Raw genomic sequence first — 702 nt, forward strand, 5'->3', positions numbered from 1 at the left:
TCACGGTACTGGTTCACTATCGGTCAGTCAGGAGTATTTAGCCTTGGAGGATGGTCCCCCCATATTCAGACAGGATACCACGTGTCCCGCCCTACTCTTCGAGTTCACAACCTGTGTGCTTTCGTGTACGGGACTGTCACCCTGTACCGTGCGACTTTCCAGACGCTTCCACTAACACACAAGCTGATTCAGACTCTGGGCTGCTCCCCGTTCGCTCGCCGCTACTGGGGGAATCTCGGTTGATTTCTTTTCCTCGGGGTACTTAGATGTTTCAGTTCCCCCGGTTCGCCTCGTTAACCTATGTATTCAGTTAACGATAGTGTGTCGGAACACACTGGGTTTCCCCATTCGGACATCGCCGGGTCAAAGGTTCATATCACCTCGCCGGCGCTTTTCGCAGATTAGCACGTCCTTCATCGCCTCTGACTGCCAGGGCATCCACCGTGTACGCTTAGTCGCTTAACCTCACAACCCGAAGATGTTTCTTTCGATTCATCATCAAATTGCGAAAATTTGAGAGACTCGAACACACATAATATGTGTGTCGTTCAATTTTCAGCTTGATCCAGATTTTTAAAGAGCAAAACTTCTTAATGCACTCAAAAGTACATTCAGAAGTTCATTATTCATCAGACAATCTGTGTGAGCACTGCAAAGGCAGGTTCTTTAAGGTAAGGAGGTGATCCAACCGCAGGTTCCCCT

At 48.7% G+C, this 702-nt stretch carries 1 rRNA gene; it reads right to left on the reverse strand.

The features are described 5' to 3' along the window. Positions 1-465: ribosomal RNA gene (locus E3U32_RS03295) — 23S ribosomal RNA — on the reverse strand; the annotation flags it as partial. Between the last annotated feature and the right edge of the window lie 237 nt (positions 466-702).

Source organism: Lelliottia nimipressuralis (assembly GCF_004402045.1).
Taxonomy (GTDB): Bacteria; Pseudomonadota; Gammaproteobacteria; order Enterobacterales; family Enterobacteriaceae; genus Enterobacter; species Enterobacter chinensis.